Origin of the sequence: Tumebacillus permanentifrigoris (assembly GCF_003148565.1) — a bacterium.
GTDB lineage: Bacteria > Bacillota > Bacilli > Tumebacillales > Tumebacillaceae > Tumebacillus > Tumebacillus permanentifrigoris.
In genome coordinates, this window is record NZ_QGGL01000003.1 from 28,662 (window position 1) to 46,079 (window position 17,418).

16 protein-coding genes and 1 pseudogene are annotated in these 17,418 nt (G+C 57.1%); 16 read left to right on the forward strand and 1 reads right to left on the reverse strand.

Going from position 1 to position 17,418, the window contains the following annotated elements; genetic code table 11:
* Positions 1–49 precede the first annotated feature (49 nt).
* From C7459_RS04010 to C7459_RS04070, 13 genes and pseudogenes are all read left to right on the forward strand, one after another.
* Positions 50–766: a metallophosphoesterase family protein gene (locus tag C7459_RS04010; protein WP_109686596.1), complete on the forward strand. Its 717-nt coding sequence runs from the start codon at positions 50–52 to the stop codon at positions 764–766.
* A 53-nt stretch (positions 767–819) separates the two neighbouring features.
* Positions 820–1,833 (forward strand): hypothetical protein, encoded by a 1,014-nt coding sequence (locus C7459_RS04015; RefSeq protein WP_146200939.1) that lies wholly within the window; start codon positions 820–822, stop codon positions 1,831–1,833.
* 194 nt (positions 1,834–2,027) lie between these two features.
* Complete coding sequence (gene recA / locus C7459_RS04020; RefSeq protein ID WP_109687068.1) at positions 2,028–3,068, forward strand: recombinase RecA; 1,041 nt, start codon at positions 2,028–2,030, stop codon at positions 3,066–3,068.
* A gap of 15 nt (positions 3,069–3,083) precedes the next feature.
* On the forward strand, positions 3,084–3,914 hold the full coding sequence (locus C7459_RS04025; RefSeq protein ID WP_109686600.1) for a regulatory protein RecX: 831 nt from the start codon (positions 3,084–3,086) through the stop codon (positions 3,912–3,914).
* A 129-nt stretch (positions 3,915–4,043) separates the two neighbouring features.
* On the forward strand, positions 4,044–5,585 hold the full coding sequence (rny, locus tag C7459_RS04030) for a ribonuclease Y (protein WP_109686602.1): 1,542 nt from the start codon (positions 4,044–4,046) through the stop codon (positions 5,583–5,585).
* A 123-nt stretch (positions 5,586–5,708) separates the two neighbouring features.
* Positions 5,709–6,215: a hypothetical protein gene (locus C7459_RS04035; RefSeq protein ID WP_146200940.1), complete on the forward strand. Its 507-nt coding sequence runs from the start codon at positions 5,709–5,711 to the stop codon at positions 6,213–6,215.
* An 18-nt stretch (positions 6,216–6,233) separates the two neighbouring features.
* Positions 6,234–7,031: a TIGR00282 family metallophosphoesterase gene (locus C7459_RS04040; protein ID WP_109686606.1), complete on the forward strand. Its 798-nt coding sequence runs from the start codon at positions 6,234–6,236 to the stop codon at positions 7,029–7,031.
* Positions 7,032–7,167: 136 nt separating this feature from the next.
* Complete coding sequence (gene spoVS / locus C7459_RS04045; RefSeq protein WP_109686608.1) at positions 7,168–7,428, forward strand: stage V sporulation protein SpoVS; 261 nt, start codon at positions 7,168–7,170, stop codon at positions 7,426–7,428.
* Between the two features lie 115 nt (positions 7,429–7,543).
* Entirely contained in the window at positions 7,544–8,485 is a 942-nt protein-coding gene (locus tag C7459_RS04050) for a dipeptidase (RefSeq protein WP_109686610.1), read from the forward strand.
* A 12-nt stretch (positions 8,486–8,497) separates the two neighbouring features.
* The gene (locus C7459_RS04055; RefSeq protein WP_109686612.1) at positions 8,498–9,331 is read left to right on the forward strand and encodes a PHP domain-containing protein; all 834 of its coding nucleotides are present in this window, start codon (positions 8,498–8,500) and stop codon (positions 9,329–9,331) included.
* A 121-nt stretch (positions 9,332–9,452) separates the two neighbouring features.
* A pseudogene (gene pduL, locus C7459_RS04060) lies at positions 9,453–10,016 on the forward strand (phosphate propanoyltransferase); the annotation flags it as partial.
* A gap of 111 nt (positions 10,017–10,127) precedes the next feature.
* The gene (gene mnmH / locus C7459_RS04065) at positions 10,128–11,207 is read left to right on the forward strand and encodes a tRNA 2-selenouridine(34) synthase MnmH (protein WP_109686616.1); all 1,080 of its coding nucleotides are present in this window, start codon (positions 10,128–10,130) and stop codon (positions 11,205–11,207) included.
* Entirely contained in the window at positions 11,204–11,947 is a 744-nt protein-coding gene (locus C7459_RS04070; protein WP_109686618.1) for an MBL fold metallo-hydrolase, read from the forward strand. Before mnmH ends, C7459_RS04070 begins: the two co-directional genes overlap by 4 nt.
* Positions 11,948–12,037: 90 nt before the next feature.
* Here C7459_RS04070 and C7459_RS04075 read toward each other — a convergent pair whose 3' ends face one another.
* On the reverse strand, positions 12,038–12,226 hold the full coding sequence (locus C7459_RS04075) for a hypothetical protein (RefSeq protein WP_109686620.1): 189 nt from the start codon (positions 12,224–12,226) through the stop codon (positions 12,038–12,040).
* Between the two features lie 133 nt (positions 12,227–12,359).
* Between C7459_RS04075 and C7459_RS04080 the strand changes: the two genes are divergently transcribed.
* The 3 genes from C7459_RS04080 (at position 12,360) to C7459_RS04090 (ending at position 17,336) form a co-directional block, all read left to right on the forward strand.
* Positions 12,360–13,220 (forward strand): GNAT family N-acetyltransferase, encoded by an 861-nt coding sequence (locus tag C7459_RS04080; protein WP_109686622.1) that lies wholly within the window; start codon positions 12,360–12,362, stop codon positions 13,218–13,220.
* A 118-nt stretch (positions 13,221–13,338) separates the two neighbouring features.
* Positions 13,339–15,285: an IucA/IucC family protein gene (locus C7459_RS04085; protein WP_109686624.1), complete on the forward strand. Its 1,947-nt coding sequence runs from the start codon at positions 13,339–13,341 to the stop codon at positions 15,283–15,285.
* On the forward strand, positions 15,282–17,336 hold the full coding sequence (locus C7459_RS04090; RefSeq protein WP_109686626.1) for an IucA/IucC family protein: 2,055 nt from the start codon (positions 15,282–15,284) through the stop codon (positions 17,334–17,336). The genes C7459_RS04085 and C7459_RS04090 overlap by 4 nt, the downstream gene beginning before the upstream one ends.
* The last annotated feature ends 82 nt before the right edge of the window (positions 17,337–17,418 follow it).

Sequence of the window (17,418 nt, forward strand, 5' to 3'; positions counted from 1 at the left end):
AGCCTTTTTGTTGAACTGAATTTGTTGAATTTTGTAAGGAGTTGTAGCCATGATAACCAATACAAATACCTATAAAGTGATCAGCGATATCCACGGTTGTGACGCAGAATTTGCTGACTTGCTGCGCGTGGCCCACTACAACCCTGACAACGAGCAGTTGATTTTGTTGGGCGACTATGTGGACCGAGGCCCGAACGCACGCGGTGTCGTGGAGCGTGTGATGGGGTTGGTGCGCGACTACGGAGCGGTGGCGTTGGGTGGCAACCACGAGGACTTGTTTTTGGACTGGCTCGATGAGGTGGAGGGGTCGGAGCGATTTTTGTGGGAGGTCGTCGGCGGACGCGAGACGATCCGCAGTTTCAGCGGGATCGAGGACTTGGACACCGCACGGAGCTTGATTTTGGAAACTCGATCTGAGCAGATCGAGTTTTTGCGGGCATTGCCCGACACCCATGAGATCGACGGTTATCTCTTCGTCCATGCGGGCATCGACCCGATGGTCGCCGACTGGCGCGCGACGACCCGGCACTTGTTCCGTTGGATTCGCAGCGAGTTTCATCTCACGCCGCACCAAGCAGACGCGGTTGTGGTGTTCGGACATACGCCGACGACGCGCTTGCACGCGGATGAAACCTGCGCGGACATCTGGTACGGCGAAAAAATCATCGGCATCGATGGCGGTTGTGTGTTTGGGAACCAACTGAATTGCTTGGAGATCGGCCCCGACGGTCACAAGACCTACGCCGTGGCCCGCAAAGGTATGTAATTCCTGCCGTTGAGTTACCTTACAGGAAAACACTCACCTAAGGAGACACGACGATGTGGAAACGTTCTGGGCTTCGAGTTGCAGGAGTTTTGCTTGTGGCGCTCCTGTGCAGCGGCTTCGGAAAAGCGGAGCCGACGTTATTGATCGCCTTCACCGATGAACGTGAGGCTGTGCACCACTTACAGTTCCAGCCGCCGGCGGCCGAGGCATCGCTGCTCGACCTCGCCGATCAGGGCGGGGGGCAGACCGCGGTGTTGGCAGCAGATGGCAAGCGGCTATATGAAGCAGGTCGCGATGCCGAACAGCACTTGCAGCTGTACGAAGTGGACCTCCGCACCCAGTCGCGCCGTCAACTGACCACGCAGTTCGTCCGCATCGACAACCTGCGCTTGGACAAAAAGCACCGCCGTCTCTACTTGCGCGTGCTGCAAAAAGGCCACCAGAACGCGCAGGTCGCCGCGTATGACCTCGAAAAAGGGACCGTACAGGTCTGGAGCCCGGAGGAGTTCGACACCAGCGTGCAGAGTTTTGACGTCAATCCAAAGTCGGGTGATCTGTTGGCGTGGGTGTATTCGCTCCGGGAGGAGCAGGAGCACGTCGAGGAGGGTCACCAGATGGAAGCCCCGATGGAGCCACCGCACTACAAACTCCAGTTGCACAAGGACGGGGGAGCGGCTGCAGGGCAGCAAGTGGGTGAGTCGGAGAAGCAGCCGCTCGATGTCTCGCTGTCTGAGGACGGTCAGCATGCGCTGTTCGCTGCGGTGCAGTGGCCGCATGAAGAACGGATGCGCTATTCGATCGTACACGCCGATCTGAGGACTGGTAATTCGCACACCGTGTTGGTCGAACAAGGACGAGTTGCCGAGTTGAAACAGCCGCAGTACGCTCCGGATGGGCGAGGGTTCTACTTCACCGCCGCTGCCGCCGACCAGCCGATGCAGACGGACAAGCAAGGTGACCAGAGCCGTCCGCGCGCTTTGTACCGCTATGATTTCAAATCAAAAGCGGCCGTCGAGGTCTGGAAACGAGCAGGCGGCAAGCTCAACCAATACTTGCTACAACGGTAAAAAAGCCCCGGTGAAAATCCGGGGCTTTTTTTGCGAACAAACGTTTGCTTTTTATTTTGAATCATTATATAATAAAAGGGCAGGGATTGGAGAAACCATCACGAAACTAGTAGCTTGGGAATGGCTAGTACTTTCGTGAGTGTAGATAAAGGGGAGTGTAACCATTGGCAAACGATCGCAAAGCGGCGTTGGATATGGCATTGCGCCAGATCGAAAAGCAATTTGGGAAAGGTTCCGTCATGAAGCTCGGAGAAGCAGCGTCTTCGATGAATATCGAAGTGGTATCATCCGGCTCGTTGGCGTTGGATATTGCGCTCGGAGTCGGCGGTTACCCGCGCGGGCGAATCATCGAAGTTTACGGTCCGGAATCCTCCGGTAAAACCACCGTCACGCTCCACGCGATTGCTTCTGTGCAACGCAATGGCGGCATGGCGGCGTTCATCGACGCGGAGCACGCGCTCGACCCGACCTATGCGGCTAAGCTCGGCGTCAACATCGACGAACTGCTGATCTCGCAACCGGACACCGGAGAGCAAGCGTTGGAAATCGCAGAAGCGCTCGTGCGCTCGGGTGCGGTCGACATGGTCGTCGTTGACTCCGTTGCCGCACTGGTTCCAAAAGCTGAGATCGAGGGCGATATGGGCGATTCGCACGTCGGTCTGCAAGCTCGTCTCATGTCGCAAGCGCTGCGCAAGCTCGCGGGTGCGATCAACAAGTCGAAAACCATCGCGATCTTCATCAACCAGATTCGTGAAAAAGTCGGCGTCATGTTCGGGAACCCGGAAACCACGACCGGTGGTCGTGCGCTGAAGTTCTACTCCACCGTGCGCATCGACGTGCGTCGTGCCGAAGCGATCAAGCAAGGGAACGACACCGTCGGGAACCGTACCCGTATCAAGGTCGTCAAAAACAAAGTTGCGCCGCCGTTCCGTCAGGCGGATGTCGACATCGTGTTTGGCGAAGGCATCTCCCGTGAAGGCACGATCATCGACTTGGGTGCTGAGCACGATATCGTCGCCAAATCCGGTGCGTGGTACTCCTTCGAAGACGAACGCCTCGGCCAAGGCCGCGAGAACGCCAAGCAGTTCCTCAAAGACCACCCGGCGGTCGCGCACAAGATCGAGTCCAAAATCCGCGACTACTACAACCTCGGCAAAGTAGACGCGGCAACCTTCACAGCATCGGATGAAGAGCTCGCTGACCAAGAAGCGGACGGGGAACTGCTGGAGTTTTAAGCCAGCACCCTACCCATGATGAACGGATATAAGAAACGCGGCGGCAACCGCAATCAGAAGGGCTCCTGGGTTCGTTCCAGGGGCTCTGACGATTTATCAGGACAGGACGAATCATCAGACAGCCGAGAGTCTGCTACATCTCGTGAACCCGCGAACGCACTCGACGAGCGACAGGAGCGTCAACCCCCCGATTTCAAAGCAGGTAAACTCACCTCGCTCACCGTGCAAAAGGGCAACCCTGACCGCCTGAGCATGTTTGTGGACGATGTATTCCTGATGGGGGTTCGACGTGAAGTCGCCTACAAGTATGGATTTAAAAAAGACCTCGAAGTCACCGTCGACTTCCTGCAGGAAGTTTGGCGGGACGAGGAGGGCTTTCGAGCGCGCGATCTGGCGGCGAAATACCTCGGCACCAAGTCGCGCACAACAAAGCAGATCCGCGACTATCTGCTCGGCAAATTCTTTGACGAGGAAGTCGTCGAGCGAACGATCGACTGGTTGAACGGGTTAGGCTACCTCGATGACGGTCAGTTTGCCCGCCAGTGGGTAGAAAACCGGACGCGTTTTCGCCCGCGTGGCAAGTCGATGCTGCGCTGGGAACTGCAACAAAAGGGAATTGCCCGCGCCGACATCGAAGAGGCGCTCACCACGGAGCTGGAGGGCGATGCGGAGATTCAAGCGGCGGTGCAACTTCTGCAAAAGAAAGTCGGTCATAAATCAATCGATTTTACCTCTGCAGAACGCAAAAAGTTGTCAAATCACTTGGCGCGACGTGGGTTTTCCGGGTCTGTGATCAGTGAGGCGATGCGCCGTTTCCGCGAACTCGCCAATCTTGACAATGATTGACACAACGGATACAATTATAATTGCGTATAAACAGCTTGATTCAATCTCACCCTACTGTAACTTTCGCATACCGAGACCGCTCGTCACCTCGCTCAGATCATAATAGACTGGCAAGGAGGCGTCACCTCGATGGATTATTTGGTTATGATCCTATTGTCTCTTATTTTCTTGTTTGTAGGTGGTTTTATCGGCTATCTGGTGCGCCGCAACATTGCGGAAGGCAAGATCGCCACAGCGGAAGCGCAGGCGGTGCAAATCGTCGACAATGCCGCGAAGGAAGCCGAAGCCAAGAAAAAAGAAGCAGTGTTGGAAGCGAAAGAAGAAGTTCACCGTTTACGTTCCGAAGCTGAAAAAGACATCCGCGAACGTCGTAACGAGGTGCAGCGCCTCGAGCGTCGGATCCTCCAAAAGGAGGAGACGCTTGACCGCAAAACCGAGCAGATCGAGAAACGCGGAGAAGTCTTATCGAATAAAGAACGTAGTATCGAAGAAATGAAGGATAGTGCTGAGTCACACCTTCGTGAACAAGTGGCTGAACTTGAACGGATCTCCGGCCTCAGTCGTGACGATGCACGTCAGTTAATCCTGACCAACGTCGAGAATGAGTGCCGTCATGAAGCAGCGATCATGATGAAGGAGATCGAGAATCAAGCGAAAGACGAAGCTGAGAAGAAGGCGAAGGAAATCATCGCCACGGCCATTCAGCGTTGCGCAGCCGACCATGTCGCAGAGACCACCGTCTCCGTCGTGGCACTGCCGAACGACGAGATGAAGGGCCGCATCATCGGTCGCGAAGGCCGCAACATTCGTGCTTTGGAAACCTTGACCGGTATCGACCTCATCATCGACGACACGCCGGAAGCGGTCATCCTCTCCGGGTTTGACCCGGTACGCCGCGAGATCGCACGTGTGGCACTGGAAAAATTGGTCGCCGACGGTCGGATTCACCCTGCTCGTATCGAGGAGATGGTGGAAAAGGCTCGTCGCGAGATCGACGATCGCATCCGCGAGGAAGGCGAACAGGCCACCTTCGAGACGGGTGTACATGGGATTCACCCCGACTTGATCAAAGTTCTGGGCCGACTCAAGTACCGCACTTCCTACGGTCAGAACGTTCTCAAACATTCGATCGAAGTCTCACACCTCGCCGGCCTCATGGCAGCCGAGTTGGGACTGGATGTTCAACTTGCCAAGCGTGCAGGTCTGCTGCATGACATCGGCAAGGCGATCACTCATGAAGTCGAAGGTTCGCATGTGGAGATCGGGGTTGACCTGGCCAAGAAGTACAAGGAGCACCCGATTGTCATAAACGCGATTGGTGCGCATCATGGTGACATTGAATTTACGTCACCGATCTCGATGTTGGTCGCAGCTGCAGACGCATTGTCCGCTGCTCGCCCAGGTGCGCGCCGTGAAACGCTTGACATCTACATCAAGCGTCTGGAGAAATTGGAAGAAATTGCCGAATCGTTTGACGGCGTGGACAAGTCCTACGCAATTCAGGCTGGACGTGAAGTACGTATCATCGTGAAGCCTGAGCAGATTGATGACGCAGAATCGGTACGCGTGGCACGTGAAATTTCCAAGAAAATCGAGAGTGAACTCGATTACCCTGGACAAATCAAAGTTACGGTCATCCGGGAGACCCGAGCCGTCGAATACGCAAAATAAAGTAGCCTTTTGGCTGCTTTATTTTTTTGTTGCTAGAGCCCCTACTATTTACCTGCAGGAATTCCTCTAAACAGAGGCGAATAGGTCACAAGACTCATTATGTGTGAAAAAGGTGTTGATCTCGTGGCGAAACCTCGCTTGAAGGAATCTCCGGGCACGAATCTGTTGATTTCGTTCTTGATTCGCTATCCGGAACTGTCATCTCTACGGTATAACCAAGCTACGAAGACGTTGTCGTTCACCGTCTTGCTCAAGGGCGAGATTGCAACCGAACGGCAAACGGAGTTTGTCGAGTTTCTCGACAGCTACCACGAAGCTTGCCAAATGGTCGACCCCAAGTTCCCGACACGGGGACGCGTTGAGCATACGGTGCTCGACGGTGTGACGGTGTTGGTGTATGAGCAACGCGTCGAAGCGTTGAACATCGTGGAAGTCCGGCTGCTTATGCAATTGTTCGTGGAGTTCTACGGCAGCATGATCGGAGCGGAAGCGCTCCCGTTGCAAGAAGAGGAGTTGTACGCCCAGGAGGAGATCATCGAATCGATCCTCGGCGCGAAGGAAACGTGGCGTGAGGAAAAGTCGATCGTCGCGTACCGCGATGGTGGCCGCGTTTTTGTTTACAATAAATAGTTCGGAGGAACATACAGCGTGCGAATATTGTTTCTAGGAGATATCGTCGGACATCCAGGCAAGCAGATGGTGGAGACATGGATGCCGAAATTGTTTGATCACTACCAGCCAGACCTCGTCATCGCCAATGCGGAAAACATCGCACCCAACGGTCGCGGGATTACACCACGACTGGCGGAGGCGCTTTTTGACGCGCAAGTTGACATCCTCACGATGGGCAACCACGTCTGGGATCAGAAGGAATCGCTTTCCTTCATCGACATCGACCGCCGCGTCGTGCGCCCGGCTAATTTCCCAGAGGGCACGCCAGGTCATGGCTACACGCTGTGCAAGGTCGGTTCCGTGCAAGTAGCGATCGTCAACGTCCTCGGCCGCGCCCTCATGGGTAGCGACTACGATGATCCGTTCCGCGCGATGGATCGGATTCTCGAGGAGATTGGGACCAAGGCGAAGCACATTTTTGTCGATGTGCACGCCGAGACCACTTCGGAGAAGTACGCAATGGGCAACTACCTCGCCGGTCGCGTCTCCGCTGTTGTTGGCACGCATACTCATGTGCAAACTGCCGATGATCGAATCCTTCCAGGTGGTACCGCCTACCTGACTGATGCCGGCATGTGTGGTCCATATGATTCGATCATCGGGTTCTCCAAAGACCTCGTGCTCCAGAGGTTCCTCACCCAGATGCCGACCCGCTTTGAAGTGGCACAAGGGGCGGGACAACTGCACGGGGCGGTGATTGACCTGAACGAACAAGGTCGTGCTCAGAAGATCGAACGCATCTCGATTACGCCCGATCGTCCTTTTATCATGTAAATCATTTGTTTGTCTCCTTTGGGTCTTTCTGGTCGAATTTTGAGAAAATTGGATCGTTTAGAGAAGGAATAATTTTGCATAGGGCGAATATAGATAAAGTGTCCTAGCGATCCAACCCTTAAGGAGGTACGAACAAATGGATATATTAAAAGTTTCAGCAAAATCCAATCCTAATTCTGTAGCCGGCGCACTTGCGGGAGTCCTTCGGGAACGAGGGCGTGCTGAGATCCAGGCGATCGGGGCGGGCGCATTGAACCAAGCAGTAAAGGCAGTTGCAATTGCTCGAGGATTTGTGGCACCCAGTGGTGTGGATCTGATTTGCGTTCCAGCATTTACCGATATCATGATCGACGGGGAAGAACGTACTGCGATTAAATTGATCGTAGAACCTCGTTAAGCGATACGGCACTCATACCTCATTTTCAGTGCGCACAGGCCTGTTTATCACGTGATAAGCAGGTTTTTTTATTCTGTAAAGCGAAGTTTCCTAGAGAAAAGGAGGAGATCCACTCATGGAAAAAACCTTATTGATCGACGGTCACGCCGACATCCTCTGGCGGATGGAGAAGGAAGGTCATGACTTCCACGACCCGAACTCCGCCTTGCATCTTAGCTATGATCGGATCGCCAAGGCGGGGATCGACCTGCAGTTTTTTGTGCTGTTCTCGGGACCTCCATACACGCCTGAGGAACAGTTGACGATGATCCTTGGCATGATCGACACCTTTTATGAACGCGTGTGCAACCAAGGCATCCGCCCTGTGTTGTCCCGCGTCGACCTTTCCAAAAACCTCGACCGCGGCGTTCGTTCCGGCCTGCTCTCCATCGAGGGTGGCGACTGCCTACAGGGTGACATCCGCATCCTGCGCATGATGTACAAACTCGGCGTTCGTGCGATGGGGCTGACTTGGAACCACGGCAACTGCATTGCAGACGGTGTTGGCGAGCCGGAAGATCGCGGCTTGACGGCATTTGGCCGCCAAGTGGTGCAGGAGATGAACTCGCTTGGCATGGTCGTCGATGTTGCGCACCTCGCCCCGCGCGGTTTCTGGGATGTGATGGAATTGGTGCAAGCGCCAGTGATCGCTTCGCATGCCAACGCACGGGCGATCCATGATCATCGCCGCAACCTCGATGATGACCAGCTTCGAGCTCTGTTCAAAACGAACGGTCTGGTCGGCATGACGTTCGTGCCGATGTTCATCTGCAACGGGGAAGCGTCGATTGCACATCTGATGCGTCACGTCGATCATATCCTCACGCTCGGCGGGGAGAATCACCTCGGCTTTGGTTCCGACTTTGACGGCATCGAGACCACGATGATCGACATGGAGCATGGCGAGCATTACTACCGCCTGATCAACGCCTTGACCAAGGCATACGGGGATGACGTTACGCGCAAGATATGTGGTGGAAACTTCAAGCGCGTGTTGGAAAGTATCCTGAAGGACTAGGAGTAGGTGTACATGGCAATCGCAGATCTGCATGCCCATACGACCGCCAGCGACGGTACGTTTGCACCGCGCGAATTGGTGGAGTTGGCGAAAAAAAACGGCCTCGCCGCCGTTGCGATCACCGATCACGACACGACGGACGGTCTTGCAGAAGCAGAGGCCACCGGGCGTGAACTCGGCGTGGAAGTCGTGCCTGGGATTGAACTCAGCACGGTGTTTGAAGGCAAGGAAGTCCATGTGCTCGGCTATTTCTATGACCCAGAGCACCCGGAGTTGTTGCGTCTGACCCGCATGATGCGTGACGACCGCATCAACCGGATGGACAAAATGATCGCCCGCCTGCAAGAAGCCGGGCTCGACATCACCCGCGAAGAGGTACAAGCAGAGGCACAGGGCGCGATCGGGCGTCCACACTTCGCGCGCGTGTTGATGAAAAAAGGCTATGTCTCGACGATGCCTGAGGCGTTCGACAAATACTTAACGTATGGCAAGCCGGGCTATGTGGCACGGATCAAAGTCGCCCCGGAGGAAGCGGTGCGTGTGATTCTCGCGGCGGGTGGCGTCCCGGTCGTCGCACATCCAGGTCTGCTGGACAAAGACTACCTGTTCGACAGCTTGGTGCCCGCAGGTCTGATCGGGTTGGAGGCGTTCCACCCGGATCACAGTGAGGAAAAGCGCCGGCATTACCAAGCGCTCGCCGCCCAGCATGGCTTGCTGGCGACGGGCGGTTCGGACTTCCACGGCGCTGGAGCGGAACATCGCGGGGAATTGGGTTCTGTGAACGTGCCGCTCGACATCGTGCGCCAGTTGCAAGCGAAAAGCGCCTACCTGCAAAACCAGCACTAGTTGTTTAGATGCTTGACAAAATGTGTGTCGACCACCTGTTTCTAACAGGTGGTCTTTTCTGTTTTTGAGGAAAACTACTGAAAGGTATTTCCGACTTCGCTATAATGAGGAGGAGAACTGGATGCAAATTCCGGTCGGTGTTTCGGCGAGACATATCCATTTGAGTCAAGAGCACCTCACCGTGTTGTTCGGTGCAGGTGCCCAATTGCACCCGAAAAAAGACCTGTCGCAGCCGGGCCAGTTCGCTGCACAAGAGACGGTGGATGTCCAAGGCCCGCGTGGCAAGATCGAGCGGGTTCGCGTACTCGGGCCAGTGCGCCCGGAGACGCAGTTGGAAATTTCCCAAACCGATGCGCTGAAACTCGGCATGCAAGCCCCGGTGCGCGAGTCGGGGCACATCGAGGGGACACCGGGTTTGACGGTGATCGGGCCACAGGGACAACTCGACTTGCAAATGGGCGTGATCGTGGCGAAGCGACACGTTCACTTTTCGCTGGACGAGGCCCGGAAGTATGGTGTTCGAGACGGGCAAGAGTTGGCGTTGCGGACCAAGGGCGAGCGCGGGTTGATTTTTGAACATGTCACGGCGCGGGTGAGCCCCACGTATAAACTAGATTTCCATCTCGACACCGACGAGGCCAATGCGGCCGGCCTGCACACCGGTGACGAGGTGGAAGTGATCGAGTTGGAACATGAACATGGACAGGAGCATTTCCACGGAAATGAGATCATTCGCGTGGATTCGAGCCCTGATGTCGGAAAAACACCTGAATCTGTCAGGTAATGGAGATGGAACATGGGATTTCAAGAGATTGAAGCCAAAGAACTATATGACGTACAAAGTCGGATCTTGGTCGACGTTCGTTCACCTGGTGAATTTGCAGAAGGCTCGATCCCTGGCAGCGTGAACGTCCCGCTTTTTACCAATGAAGAGCGTGCCTACATCGGGACGGTGTACAAGCAAGAGAGCCCGGCAGCTGCCAGACGTTTGGCGATGTTGACGGTCTCCCCGAAGATCCCGCAGATTGTCGAGCAGATGGAAGCACTGATGAAGCAGGGCGAGATCGTGGTGTTCTGCTGGCGGGGTGGCATGCGCAGTTATGCGGCGTGTACGTTTATGCAGTTGTTGAAGTACCCGGTCAAGCGTCTGCGCGGCGGGTACCGAGCGTATCGCCAGTTGGTGTTGGAACAACTTGATCTCTACAAGGGGCTACCAAGCCCGCCGATCGTCCTGCATGGGATGACAGGCGTGGGCAAGACGCGGTTGTTGCTGATGTTGAAGGAACGCGGGCACCAAGTGCTCGACTTGGAACAGATGGCGAATCATCGCGGGTCGGTATTTGGCTGGATTGGGTTGGGGAAACCGAACAACCAGAAAATGTTCGATTCCTTCCTCTGGGAGTCGGTGCGGGAGTTTGACCCATCGCGCCCGATCTTCATGGAAGCGGAGAGTCGGCGCATCGGGCATTCGGTGATGCCACAATGGTTGGAGCAGGACAAGATCCACGGTGTACACGTGCTGGTCGAAGCCGGACTTGAACACCGGGTCGAGCGTCTGATGGACGATTACCTCGCCCAGCACGACCCCGCGCTTTTGAAAAAGGAGCTCGGCGATGCGTTGCAATCGATTCAAAAGCGCATCCCGCGCGTGCAGCTGCTCGAACTGCAAGCGCTGTTGGAAAGCCATGCCTATGCGCAGTTCTGCGGGCAGTTGCTGGAACTGTATTACGATCCGAAATACCTGCACAAATTGACCAGCTACAAGTCAGAAATGCTCAACATCGACGCTGATGACCTCGACCGGGCGGTCTTGCGCTTGGAAGTGTTGGCGGATCAGGTGATGAGAGAGCGAGAAAAGGGAGAGATCATGTCATGACGATGAAATTGCGTATTTTGGGCGAGACCGGCCCGTACCCAGCTCCAGGGGGAGCGACCACGGGTTACCTGCTGTCGACGGAGGAAGGCAATGTCCTGATCGACTGTGGCAGTGGCGTCGTATCCGAACTGCTGAAGCATGTGGAGGTGAAGGACATCGACGCGGTGATCGTCACCCACCATCATGCCGACCATACGGTTGACATCCCGGTGCTGCGCTATGCGGTGATGATCCATCGCTTGCACAAGCGCCGTGAGGAACCCTTGACGATCTATGCCAACAAGGAACCGGCAAAAGACTTTGCGGAGCTTCCGTTGGATGGGCATGTGACCGCAGAGCCGCTCGATGCGCAAACGGAAGTCACGCTGTGCGGCATGAAGTTCACCTTCGCCAACACCGTCCACGCGATTCCGTGCTTGGCGGTATCGGCTGAGTACCAAGGCAAGCGCTTTGTGTTTTCCGGCGACTCCGGGATGTCGGAGGAGTTGGAGCAGTTTGCAGAGGGCGCCGACTTTTTCCTCTGTGAAGCGTCTTGGTTGCATGCGGACAAAGGCCCGGACTTCATCGGCCATCTGACGTCCAAGGAAGTGGGCGAGATCGGCAAGCGCCGCCACGTGAAGACCCTGTGCTTGACGCACATCTACCCGGACTACGACCGCTCGTTGCTCAAAGCCGAGGCGGAGGAAGCGTTCGGGCGCGAAGTCTTAGTCGCGTACCAAGGTGATGTACACGAGATTTAAACGAGATCCAAGTCCAAACGAGATCCAAACGGGATACAAAAAACCCCGCGTCTCCGTGGGAGACGCGGGGTTACCCGTTGTGGGGCCTTGTTACAGGCCGATCTTGTCGTGGAAATTGCGTTTCCGTGACTTGTGGGTCAGACTGTACTTCGGCTGTTGACCGGCCTGCGACTTGTATTCACGCGGGCGCGGTCTCCCAGCGGGCTTGTACAGTTCGGTGGCGAACTCTTCGTGACCGAAGTCGATCTTGTTGCGGAAGATGTCCTTGTGGTTCGGCATGTGCATTCCCCACCTTTCACCGGATTGGTCTGTACTCGTTTCGTAGAATGCCCGCAAACTGCACAGGACATGCAGGCAAAAATGTGCTACCGTAGGAGCACAAGCAAAACCCGTTGTTTGGAGGAAGTACCGCATGATTCGACAGTACCGAGCCAGCGACCACGACGCGGTCGTGCAACTCGTTCGAAGCAATGATCCGCACATGCACCCACAGGAGATTCAGCAGTTGCTCGCCCAAGGCGAACGCTATGTCTGTTCGGAAAAAGGCGAGATCAAGGGCTGTGCCCTCGTCATCGCCCACCGGAGCCCACTGGTGGGCAAAACGTGCGAACTGTTCCTCCTGACCGCCTTGGAACAACGCAAGCGCGGCATCGGGCGTGCCTTGTGGGCCAAGGCGTGGCCGGCTGTGCTCGCCACCGATTCGGATGTCGTCACCGCCCAGTACCGACTGGATGCGGGCGACACGCGCGCTTTTTTTGCGAAGCGGGGGTTTGAACGGTGGTTGAGCATGCACCAGATGCAGTACAGCGGCCCCCCGTTTCCGGAGCCAGATGTGACGGCACGCCACTATGAGGATCGGGACTTTGCGCAATACATCGAACTTCTAAGCGCTGCGTATTACGATCTGCGTCGGAAAAACGACTGCCAGCCCTATGCGCTGACCGAGTCGGTCACACCACAATCGCGCCGTCTCGTGGAGCAACATGCGGAGTTCATCTATGTGTTCACAGCCGGGGAGGAACTGATCGGCTCGTTTGCGATCAAAGGCCCGGCGGAGATCGATGACCTGTTCGTGGCCCCGTCCCACCAAGGGCGCGGTATGGGCCGCCGCATCACACAGTTTGCCGTCAACCGGCTGCTCGAACGCGGAGCCGACCCGGTCACGCTCACCGTTGTCACGACCAACAAGCGAGCGTATGAGCTGTATCTGGACGTAGGCTTTCAGCTTGTTCAAACCTCGGAGATCAGCCGGATGGCGTTTACATCCTCTTGAAAAGAGCCCTTGACGTGGAGGGCTCTTTTTATTTTCAGGGCGTAGAATACGGGGAAGGCTTGACGTTGAACTCCTTTCAATTGAGAATTGTGATAAGACCCCAAGATGAGGTGAACTCATGATCGAAGAACAACAGATCTTGTCCTACATACGCACAGCGCGTCCTGAGTTGGTGGAAGGGTTCCAACGGATGATTCCCGCCGGGCGGCGTGGCATCCTGCATCGCTTGTTGCAAGCCATCGTGCGGGAGAACATCGCCGGGCTGGGCATCCGCAGCCGTTGGACAGAGGCAGGGAACGTCCTCTGCCTCGCCCTGAGCGCGGGAAAAACGCTCCGCATCCCCGTGGCGCGTCGGCACTCGATGGGCCGTTTTGATCTCGGGGCCGGGCCGGTTTGGTTGCTGTCTAGCACAGGGCAGCCTGTGGAGATCGAGCACCCGGCACAACTGGTCGACTTGCTGGGAGACGAAGGTGTGGCGCAGGACACAGCCGGTCGTGAACGCCTCGCCCGGTTCCGTCATGAGATGGAGAACTCCGCCGCCAACCTCGCGCTGGCACTGGCGGGGGCACAGGTGAGCGGAGCAAAACTTGCAGGTCAAGCAGCGGCCCTCGGCGTTTCGAACTCGCTTGCGTTCGCGGCGTGTCAGAAAGCGGTGGACGCGACGTTCAGCCCGCTGGCGTTTTTTGAACAGGCGGTGGTCGAAGGCCATCCGTTGCATCCAGGGGCCAAAATCAAGATGGGGCTCGAGGTAGCTGACGTGCTCCGCTACTCGCCGGAGTGGGGGGCGACACCCGCTGTGGTGCTGGTCGCCGTGCGCAAGGACGTCTGTCGCTACACATCCTGTGCCGACAAGACCCCGTCCGGTCTCCTCTACGCGGAACACCCCGATCTGCAAGAGCGGGTGGAGGAGCTTTTGCTGAAAAAGGGTCTGCGTGCCGCCGAGTACGAGCTGATCCCCGTACACCCGTGGCAACATGATCATACCTTGCCTGCGCTGTACGGTGCGGCGCTGGCCAGGCAGGAGATCGTGCCGTTGCCAGAGGTGCGGATTCCGACACAAGCCTTGATGTCGTTTCGCTCGTTGGCTCCCGTTCAGAGCCAGGGGGAGTGGAGACATCACATCAAGACGGCGGTCAACATCCAGACCACCGGGGCGGTGCGCACCGTCTCCCCGAACTCGGCACAGAATGGCCCGTTGCTCTCACGGATGTTGCAGACGATCCAAGACCGTGAGCAAGGGTTTGCTCGGCGCTTCCGAATCCTGCGTGAGGAGGTCGGCGTCTACTACCGTCCGTCTGGTGGCGACGATCCAGTCCTCGGGAAAAATCTCGCCGCGATCCTCCGTGAGAACCCGGAACGGCATCTCTTGGCAGGCGAGCTGGCGATGCCAGGGTCGGCGATGCTTGCGGTGTCACCTGTCAGCGGCAAGTTGATCGTGGCGGAGTTGATCGAAGCGTTTGCGGTGACGCGTGGGCTGACCGACCTCCACGCGGCGGGCGTTGGGTTTCTCAGCGAGTATGCGGAGGTGGCAGTGCCCGGCTTCCTGACGCTGATGAGCCGCTATGGGATCGCGCTGGAAGGGCATCTGCAGAACAGCATCGCGGTATTTTCCGAAGGGGTGCCGTCGCAAATGATCGTGCGCGACTTTGGCGGGGTGCGCATCCTGCGGGAGCGGATCGCACGCGTTGGGTTGCAGGCCGAATTCTACCCCGGTTCAGCGACGATCATCGACGATGTACACGATATGCGCAACAAAATTTACTACCCGGTGTTCCAAAACCACTTCGGTGAGTTGATCCTGAGCATCGTTCGCGCCCTTGGTGTGGAGGAAAAAGAGCTCTGGCAACCTGTCGCCGACGTGTGCAGACGCGTGTGGGCGGAATTAAAACAGGACGCGGAGATCGGACAGCAGGCGGCAGAGGATGAGGCGGCGCTGTTCGCCTCGACGCTCGACTTGAAAGCGATGGCGACGATGCGCATCCTCGGCGACGTGACTTCCTATACTTTTGCACAGGTGCCGAACCCGTTGGCAGATGTGCAGTCTGTAGAGAGGGCGCCAGTATGACGATCGCTCTCTATGCGGAGGAATTGTACGAAGCGTCACAGCGCCTGAGCCGCGGGGAGTTGGATGCGGACGAGGTGCGGGTGTTGGAGTTTCTGCAAGCAGAGCATCCGGCACGGGTGGCGGAATTTCACGCTCAACTTCCAGCGGCGCGGGCCTCGATCCTGCGGCGGTTGGTGGAGTCGCTCCTGCGCGAGGATGTGTTGGGGTTGCTCTCGCGGGCGCGTGTCGTTCGGGAGGATGAAAAAACGTCGCTGCACATCTTGCTTGACAGCCTCCCCAACGAGGAGTTGGTGATCCCGGTGGGAGGGACGTTTGCGTTTCGTCGCTTCGAGGTCAGCGGTGAACTCGTACATCGCCAAGGAGCAAAGGTCAGACCTTTGACACATGCCGTCGAACTGTTGCAGCTCTTGCACCGCTTGGAACTTGCCGAGGTGGGCGACGTGCGGCACGACTGGGGGCGATTGGCGCGGGAGTTGCAAAATGGGACAGCGAACCTCGCGCTCGCGCTGGTCTATGCAGCAGACGATGCCAAGCGTTTGCAGTCGATGGCTGCCCAGCTCGGTGTGCGAACGTCCTTAGAACTGGTGGAGCATGTCCAGCGGGAGCAGGCGGACTTCGATGCGGCGCTGTTTTTTGAACAACTGTGTGTGGAGGGACACAACCTGCACCCCGGTGCCAAAACCAAAATGGGCATGTCGGCACGCGATGTGCTCGCCTACGCGCCCGAGTTTGGCGGACGACCACACATTCGCTGGGTGGCCGTGCATCGCGAGCGGGCCGGTTGGTCGTATCTCGACGACGGGGAAGCGGAGCTGAACGCGGCGCTTTTTGCCGAATTGCCCAGGGTGGCGGAGTCTGTCAGACGGGAGATGAAGCGGCTCGGGCTGGTGGAGCAGGAGTTTCTCGCGATCCCGGTCCACCCGTGGCAGTACGAACAGGTGCTACCCGATCTCTACAGACAGGAGCTGGCGGCAGGGGTCGTAGTACCGCTTCCCTATGTGGAGACGGTGACTGCGGCGACCTCATCGTTTCGCACCGTCGTGACCGAGCAATTGCCTCGCTTGGCGATCAAAGTCGCGGTGAACAGCCAGATGACGTCCACCGTGCGATCGATCTCGCGCCACACAGCGTATAACGGTCCGCGATTCACCCGTTTGATTCGTGAGGTGATGAGTCGGGAGCCACAGGTGGCGCAGACGTTCGTCCCGCTCTGCGAGGTGGCGGGCTTGTACTTTGAACCAGATGCCGCGGAGCCGGACGCGGAGTTGCGCACGTTGAAAAGCCGCAACCTCACCGCCGTCTGGCGCGAGGATGTCGGTCGCCATGTGCGCGTCGGGGAGTTGGCGATCGTGGGAACCGCCTATTACGCGCAATCGCCGGTCAGCTGGCGCACCGTATTGGAAGAACTGGTGGAAGCGTATGCCGAGTCTTTGGGAGAGACGAACATGCAGCAACAGGACCTTGAGCCGGGTTCGGCCCCCCGCTTGCAAGCCGCCGCACGACGATTCTTGATCGAATACGCCGAGATCGCGCTGCCGGGCTTTTTGACGCTGATGGTCAAGTACGGGATCGGGTTAGAAGGCCACTTGCAGAACAGCGTCGGTGTGTTTCGCGCTGGACGCCCTGTGCGGCTGTTGTTCCGCGATTGGGGCGGGGTGCGGATCTGTCAAGAGCGCTTGGCGCAACAAGGGCTGGCGGTGGACTTTGCACCCGGGTCGGTCGTGCTGAACGACGATGTGCGCGAGATGCAGAACAAGTTGTTCTACACCGTGTACCAAAACCATCTCGCGGAGATGATCCTGCTCTTGTGTAAACGCTACGAATTGCGGGAAGCGGAGTTGTGGCGCGAGATTCGGCAGATCAGCGAGGCGGTGTTCAGCGACTTGCTGGCCTGTCCTGAGACGCAGGCCAACGCGGTGCTGGATCGGGCCGCGCTGTTCCAGCCACAGGTTGAACACAAGGCGTTGACCTCGATGCGCCTCGCGACGGAGGAGCGTGGCTACTGTTATGCGGAAGTGGCGAACCCTTTGCATGTGGAGTGTAGGGGCTGAGCAGGCTGGTGGCGTTGTTGGAGCTGAAAAAAAGCAGTGTCAGGGGCGGGACCTGACACTGCTTTTTTTGACGGAATGTGGT